Source organism: Oribacterium sp., from assembly GCF_057249185.1.
This window is the reverse complement of sequence record NZ_DBHIGR010000107.1, coordinates 1-7,568: the sequence shown is the minus strand read 5'-3', so window position 1 is coordinate 7,568 and position 7,568 is coordinate 1. Positions and strand designations below refer to the sequence as shown.

At 48.3% G+C, this 7,568-nt stretch carries 6 protein-coding genes; all 6 read left to right on the top strand.

Going from position 1 to position 7,568, the window contains the following annotated elements:
* On the top strand, positions 1–600 hold a 600-nt coding region (locus ACO4PX_RS06915), incomplete at its 5' end, for a tRNA pseudouridine synthase A (RefSeq protein ID WP_485572084.1).
* Between the two features lie 170 nt (positions 601–770).
* On the top strand, positions 771–1,586 hold the full coding sequence (locus tag ACO4PX_RS06910; RefSeq protein WP_485572083.1) for a hypothetical protein: 816 nt from the start codon (positions 771–773) through the stop codon (positions 1,584–1,586).
* Positions 1,587–1,723: 137 nt separating this feature from the next.
* Complete coding sequence (locus ACO4PX_RS06905) at positions 1,724–3,907, top strand: thiamine pyrophosphate-binding protein (protein ID WP_485572082.1); 2,184 nt, start codon at positions 1,724–1,726, stop codon at positions 3,905–3,907.
* Positions 3,908–4,036: 129 nt separating this feature from the next.
* The gene (locus ACO4PX_RS06900; RefSeq protein WP_485572081.1) at positions 4,037–5,197 is read left to right on the top strand and encodes an NAD-dependent epimerase/dehydratase family protein; all 1,161 of its coding nucleotides are present in this window, start codon (positions 4,037–4,039) and stop codon (positions 5,195–5,197) included.
* The gene (locus tag ACO4PX_RS06895; RefSeq protein WP_485572080.1) at positions 5,176–6,426 is read left to right on the top strand and encodes a class I SAM-dependent methyltransferase; all 1,251 of its coding nucleotides are present in this window, start codon (positions 5,176–5,178) and stop codon (positions 6,424–6,426) included. Before ACO4PX_RS06900 ends, ACO4PX_RS06895 begins: the two co-directional genes overlap by 22 nt.
* Before the next feature lie 161 nt (positions 6,427–6,587).
* The coding region (locus ACO4PX_RS06890) for an alcohol dehydrogenase catalytic domain-containing protein (protein WP_485572079.1) at positions 6,588–7,568 on the top strand (981 nt) is incomplete at its 3' end.

The window sequence follows — 7,568 nt, the reverse complement described above, 5'->3', positions numbered from 1 at the left end:
CTTTGTAATCTTCTTTCCTTTGATACGGAGGGGAAGGTTTCCGGAGAACAGATTTTACGGGCCTTAAACAGCTATTTGCCGGAGGATATTCGGGTGATGGAAGCCCACTCCGTGCAGCAGGATTTTCATCCTCGTTTTACCCCCCATACTAAGGCTTATCGTTACAGCATTTGCCGGAGCAAGGTGGAAAATCCCCTTCGCAGAAGGACGGCGTATCACTATACCTTTCCTCTGGATTGCGGGAAAATTTCCCAGGGGATGGAGCTTTTAAAGGGAGAGCATGACTTTCGAAGCTTTGCCAATCCTAAGGCCCAAAGCCTTTTGCAGGGGGGGAGCTCTGTGCGGGAGATTTATCATTTTTCCTTGGAAGAAGAGGGGGATTACCTTCATTTTTCTGTAGAGGGAAATGGATTTTTGTACCACATGATTCGGATTCTGGCCGGGACTCTTTTGGAGCTGGGAAGGGGAAGGATAAGCCTAGCCCAATTAGAAGAAATTTTGGAAATGAAGGATCGCACTCTGGCAGGTCCCACCGCTCCGGCAAAGGGGCTTTGCTTAATGAATTTAGACTATGGAGATTTTCAATCTTTTCTTTTATAGTATAGAAGAGTTTTTGAAAGTCCATGGAATTACTTTTTAGAAAACATTGCATTGTTGTTATAAAGCTATGATACGGTTTTTATATAGGCTATGGAACTGTCTTCATAGAAAGTATAGAATAGAGCTTTAGAGTGGCTTGAGGGGATGAAGAGGAAAGAAGGGAGTAAGGCATGGAGAAAGAACAGATTTCCTTTTTTGATTTTCAAGGAAGATATGGAAAAGAAGAGTATCGTGCTCTTCGGGAAAATGGTATGTATTATCCGGAAAGCTTGGAACAGGGCTGTATGGGCTTTCGGAAAAGCCTTTTGGAAAAGGATATTTCTCCCTATGGATTGCATTTTTTTGACTGTGCTTCGATGCACTTTTTGACAAAGTTTTTCTTGGAAAGACTTCGGGAGGATTTTCTTCTTCTTCTTTTTGACCATCAGGCGGATGTGAAGAAGCCGGAGGTTCGGGGGCTTTGCCACCATTCCTGGCTTCGGGAGGTTATGGTAAGACTGCCCCACTGTAAGGGAATTTTGCTCTTAGGGGCTACCGAAGAGGAAAAAGCCACCATCAACGATGCTTTGATGACCTTGGGAGATGAGTATGTTCCCATGCAGGGAGGCAGGGAAAGTCTGGAGTCCAGAAGGGAGGTGGCTGCAAGGCACCCGGGGGTTCGGGATCCCTTGATGCATACCAGCCTTTATTGTTTTTCAGACCGAGATTTTCAGATTGGAAGAGCAAAGACGCATATTCCGTCTCTACTCCGTTTGGTACAGCTGCCTCTGTACTGTTCCATGGATAAGGACATTTTCGGGAAAGGCTTTACGGAGCAGGAATACCGTATCGCCATGGACTGCGTTTTGGCTTCGGGACAGAAGATTTTAGGGATGAATATCTTCGAGGGAGAGGAGGAAGCTGCTCCGGGAGAGGCGTTTAACCTATCTCTGATTCAGGAATATAAGGAAAATGCCTTAGGGCTATTCCAAAAGACAGAGCTATAAAAGCATGAAGATGCTGAAGATAGAGTTATAAAGCAGTAAGGACTACAGTAAACCGGTTGGGATTGCTTGTAAAGAAGATCCGGTTTACAAAGTGAAGTAAGGTTGAAAACGTAAACAAGAGCAGGAGGAAGCAGGAGATGAAGATTCGTGTAGCAGACTACATTGCCCAAAAATGTTATTCCATGGGACTTAGCAGAAATTTCTCTGTGGTTGGAGGCGGGGCAATGCACCTGAATGATGCCTTAGGACACCATAAGGGAATCAAGACCTTATACCAGCACCATGAGCAGGCTTGTGCCATGGCGGCAGAAAGCTATGCCAGAATCCACAATGTGCCGGGGATTGTATGTGTGACCTCCGGTCCCGGCGGCACCAATGCCATCACCGGCGTGGTAGGAGCGTATCTGGACTCCATTCCCATGCTGGTTCTATCCGGTCAGGTGCGTCATGACAATACCGCCCGTTGGTCCGGAAGAGCCCTGAGAGCCATGGGAGACCAGGAATTTGATATTCTGCAATCCGTATCCTGCATGTGTAAGTACAGCGAGATGCTGATTGACCCTTATCGGGTACGCTATGCCATTGAAAAGGCAATTTACCTTAGCCAAACAGGTCGTCCCGGCCCCTGCTGGTTGGATGTTCCTGTGGATGTGCAGGGCTTTATGGTGGAGGAAGAGGATTTGCTGGGCTTCTCCCCGGAGAGCTATGAAGCAGGGGGAGATGGCTGGGAAACAGGTAGCGTAAAGAATAGCCATCCGGAAACCGCCACCGTCCTTAGAAGGTATTTTGCCAAGGAAGAGGAAAAGGAAGCTCTCTTAAAGGCCTTATCTTCTGAGAAGAATCCTCACATTTTGGAGGAAGATAGCAATGAGAAGAAGGAAAAGACCGGGATTCAGAACTGGCAGGATTTCCTTCCTCTGGCAAAGGAAGTTTTAGAGAAGATTCGGAGCAGCGAGCATCCTATCTTCTATACCGGAAACGGTATTCGTATTGCGGGAGCGGAGGGCTTGTTCTTAGAATGTGCGGAAAAGCTGGGAATTCCGGTAGTTTTAGGCTGGAATGCTCCGGACATTTTCCCCACCAAGCATCCCTTAAATGCAGGTCGTCCGGGAGGAAGAGGTGACCGTCCGGGAAATCTGGCGGTGCAAAATGCCGATGTGGTTTTAAGCATTGGCTCCCGTTTAAATATTCGTCAGGTGGGCTACAGCTTCTGGGAGTGGGCGCCTAAGGCCTATGTAATGCAGAACGACATTGATTTGGAAGAGATTGCAAAGCCCTCCGTGCACTGCGACCTGGCGCTTCACGGAGATGCCAAGGCTCTCTTAGAGGCCTTACTGCATTTGCTGAATCAGGAAGAAAAGCTTCCTCTTTTTGTCGGCGGAAAGGGCATTTCCAGAGAAAAGGCAAAGGGCTTTGTGCGAGAAGATGCGGCAGGAAAGATTTTGGCGGAAAAGCAGGATGCCAACTTAAGCTGGCTTGATACCATCCGCTTTTATCAGGCAAACTACCCCACCGTGCTTCCGGAGTATCTTGAGCAGCGAGAGGGAGAACTGACCAATGTTTACGCTCTTGTGGAAAAGCTTTCCGAGAGAGCTTCAGAAGACCAGATTACCGTGGTGGGAAATGGCTCTCCCTGTGTTGCCGGCGGACAGAGCTATATCATTAAAAAGGGAACTCGCTTTATCAGCCAGGACGGTGTGGCTTCCATGGGTTACGGATTGCCTGCGGCTATCGGTGCCTACTACGGAGTAGTGGATTTTACCGAGGAAGAGAAAAAGCGTCTTTCGGAGAATCCTTACTGGAAGGGCAAGGGAGAAATTTACCCGCCTTATCAGGGCAAGGATATTCTCTTGATGACCGGAGACGGCTCTATCCAGATGAATTTGCAGGAATTGCAAACCATTATCCATCATCAGATGCCCATTAAGATTTTTGTGGTAAACAATGGAGGCTACCATTCCATCCGTCAAACCCAGAACAGCTTCTTCGGAAAGCCTTTGGTGGGAATCGGTGTGGACTCCGGTGTGGAGGGCTGTGACCTGTCCTTCCCGAACCTTGAGAAATTGGCCCATGCCTACGGCTATCCCTATGTTTCCATCAAGGAAAATGCAGAGCTTGAGCAGGGGATTGAAAAGACCTTAGGACAGAGTGGTCCCGTTATTTGTGAAGTGTTTGTAAGCATGGAGCAGCAGTTCCTGCCAAAGTCCAGCGCCAAGAGAGATGCGGAGGGGAACCTCTTCAGCCCGCCTCTTGAGGATATGGCGCCCTTCCTTCCGGAGGAGGAGATGGAAATGTTGATGCTCTATCCCAGAAAGAGATAGGGGAGACCTCCTCCAAGAAAGAAGCTTGAAAATAGCAGTAAAAAAAAGCGCGGTAGAAAAAAGAGCAGTGCAAAAGAGCAATAGATGAAAGTCTTTTAAGGGGAAAAGAGTAAGCAATAAGGGAGTTTTGTGAAGATATTAATCAGTGGAGTAAGCAGTTTTCTGGGGATTTATACCGCAAAGGAACTGCTTTCTCAAGGCCATGAGCTGTATGGCATAGCTCGAAAAGAGAGTAAAAATCGTAAGAAGCTGGAGTCCCTTAGGGGGCTTCAGCTCATTTCCGTTGATATGAAGGCGTTTTCCGGCTATGGGGAGGGAGGAGAACTTACTTCGGCAGAAGCCATCAGGAAACAAGAAGACAGTTTCTCCCGGGAAACTGCATTCTCCCGGGGAGACTATGCTATAGAGTCTCTACTCCCGAAAGGCTTGGATGCCATTATCCACTTTGCCTGGGACGGGGTAGGCTCCAAGGGAAGAGAAAATCCGGAGATTCAGGAACAAAACCTTTTGATGAGTAAGGGCTTTTACCAATGGGGGCTTCAAAACGGTGTGAAGTACTTTCTCTTTGCCGGCTCTCAGGCGGAATATGGCAGAGGTACACGGAAAAATCCGGAGCCGGTAAGTGCCTACGGGAAGGCAAAGCTCAGCTTTTCCCGCTACGGACTTTCCGGGGGAAAAGGGGAAGAAAGTTATAGCTTTCAGGAGGAGCCAAAGACCGTTGATTCTTTGGAGAAGACTACGCAAGGGAAGAATCCGGAGAATAGTGAGGAAGAAGGAAGAAAGGGAAAAATGGACTTTTTGGACCTTCGTATCTTTTCGGTTTACGGTATAGGAGACCATGAAAGCACCCTGGTACAGACCTTGGTACAGGCGGTATTGGCAGGACAGTCCATGGATTTAAGCCCTTGCAGTCAAATGTGGAATTTTATGGAGGCAAGAGATTTGGCAAGAGCCATATCCTTCTTATTGGAAGGAGACTTCGGAAGCGGCACTTATGACCTTTGCGGGAAGGAAAGTCGCCCCCTAAAGGACTTTGTGTTGGAGATTGAGGCACTGGGAAAGGCCTTCTTAGAGAAGAAAGAGGGCAAGAAAGCATTGGCTACAAGTCTTCTTCGTTTCGGAGAAAGAGCCTCTAATGCAGAGGGGCCTGTGGATTTAAAGCCTTCCGTAAAAGATTTATACGATAGGGGATTCCAAGAGAAAATCTCCTTTTCACAAGGGATAGAAGAGCTGTATCAGTATTTTTATCAGAAAAAAGAGGGGGAAGCATGGCAGAGAAAAGATGTTTAGCCTGTGGAGAAAAATTGGAGGAATTGGCTGTTTTTCATAATATGCCTAAGTCCGCCCAGGAGTTTCCCACAAAGGAGGAGCTGGCTACAGAGAAGGGGATGGACCTTTCCCTTTGCCAATGCAGATCCTGCGGTCTAGTGCAATTTGATACGGAAGCTGTTCCCTACTACAAGGATGTGATTCGGGCCGGGGGTGGCAGTAGTACCATGAAGGCTCTAAGGGAGGATGAGTACGGAAAGCTCCTCTCTTTTCTGGCAAAAAAGGAAGAAAAGCGTCCTTTAATTTTAGAGCTGGGCGCCGGAGCAGGAGAGTTTCTGGCCATGTGGTCCGGGGTGGATAGCGGTTCCGATATAGCTTCCAAGCTTGAACCCTATGTGCTGGGGATTGAGCATAAAAAGGAATTGGTGGAAAAGGGGCAGGCAGCAGGCCTTTCCCTGTATCAGGGCTTTCCCGAATCGGGCTTTAGCTTAGATGGTATGGAAGGAAAGCATTTGCAAAGCGGAAAAACCCGTCCGGTAGAGGGGCAGTTAGATGCCATGGTACAGTTTAATTTCCTGGAGCATCAGCCTAATCCCGGGGAAATGCTGTCCTTTGCCTATGCGCATTTGAAAATGGGAGGATATTTCCTTCTGACCGTTCCCAGCTTCCAGTATATCTTAGACCACCGTTCCTATTATGAGCTGCTTCGAGACCATATTGCCAACTATAGCGAGGAAAGCCTTCTTTGCTTGGTACAGGATCAGGGATTTTCCTTGGTGGAAAGTAGGATCATCAATCGGGATACCATTGAATTTTTGCTGGAGAAGAGTGAAAAAGAGAACTGTACCTCCTTCCGTTCTCTTGGACAGAAGGTAGACATCGGGCCGATTTTGGAAAATGAAAGGGCCATTCAAGAGGATATCAAAAAGCATTTGGAAGGACTTAGGCAGAAGGGGGAGAGAATGGCGGTGTGGGGAGCCAGCCACCAGGGCTTAACCCTCCTTTCCACCACGGCTTTACAGGAGGAAGTGGCCTATATCATTGACTCCGCTCCCTTTAAACAGGGAAAATACAGCCCCGCTTCCCACCTTCCCATTGTGGATAAGAGCCATTTTCAAAAGGAGCCGGTGGAGGAGATTTTGATTGTGGCACCGGGCTATACGGAGGAAATTGCCGGAATTATTCGAAGAGATTTACGCCCCTGCCCCAGGGTTTTGGCCTTAAGGGGAGAGAAGATAGAGGAGCTATAGACTGTTTTTTCGGGGAGATTTTCCCCCTGATAGACGGAGGCTATAGGATAAACGCCGACAAGAAAGAGCAAGAAACAACGAGCTGTAAGCAGTAGGAAAAGAAATAGTAAGTAATAGTAAGTAATAGTAAGCAGTAGTAAGTAATAGAAAGGGAAATGCGGATGAAAGCCTTTGTACTGGAGGGAAGAGGGAAAGTCTCCTTTATTGAAAAGGAAGAGCCTAAGCTTTTAGAAGAGCATGGTGTATTGATTACACCGGTTCTGGTTAGCCCCTGCACCAGTGATGTGCATACCATTTGGCAGGGCTCTCCGAAAAGAAAAGACCTGACGCTGGGCCATGAGTGCATTGGCAGAATCCTGAAAAAGGGTACAGCGGTAAAGGACTTTTCCGAGGGAGAGATTGTGGTGATTTCCGCCATTACCCCGGACTGGGGGAGCCCTGAGGTTTTGGAAAATGAAGCCCATGCTGGGCATCCCTTCTCTGCCCATAGCCTGGGAAAGGCCATAGACGGAGCCTTTCAGGAGTGTTTTTACCTTCCCTATGCGGATCAAAACCTTGGGAAAATCCCAAAGGGCATGGATTTGGAGGATGCCCTCCTATCGGTGGATGTTTTGCAAACCGGCTTTACCGCTGCGGAAGAAGGGGAAGTCAAGCCGGGAGACACGGTGTGCGTTCTGGGGATAGGAGCTATCGGCCTTGGGGCAATCTTTGCCGCAAAGTGCATGGGAGCCAAGAAGATTTTCGGGGTGGGAAGCCGGGAGGACAGCAAAAGGATGGCGGAAAGCCTTTCTTCGGAAAGCTGTTCTGTAGAGGTGCTGGACTATAAGACCTGCAAAGCTACTCTTCCTAAGGATAAGCACCCCTTGGCAAACTCCACCCATTCCCCTATCGTCAATGCCATTTGGGAGGAAACGGAAGGAAAGGGCGTGGATAAGGTTCTGATCTGCGGTGGAGATGAGTATGCTCTGGCGCAGGCCTTAGACATGGTAAAATACGGCACCGGAATTGTCAGCAATGTAGCCTATTTCGGCTCCGAGGAGGATGTGGAAGCTTTGGAAATGGCGGGGCTGGATATGGAGCTTTCTCTGGGAGAAAAGAAAAAGCGGAAGAAGGCCATAGACGGACTATTGCTGCCAAAATTT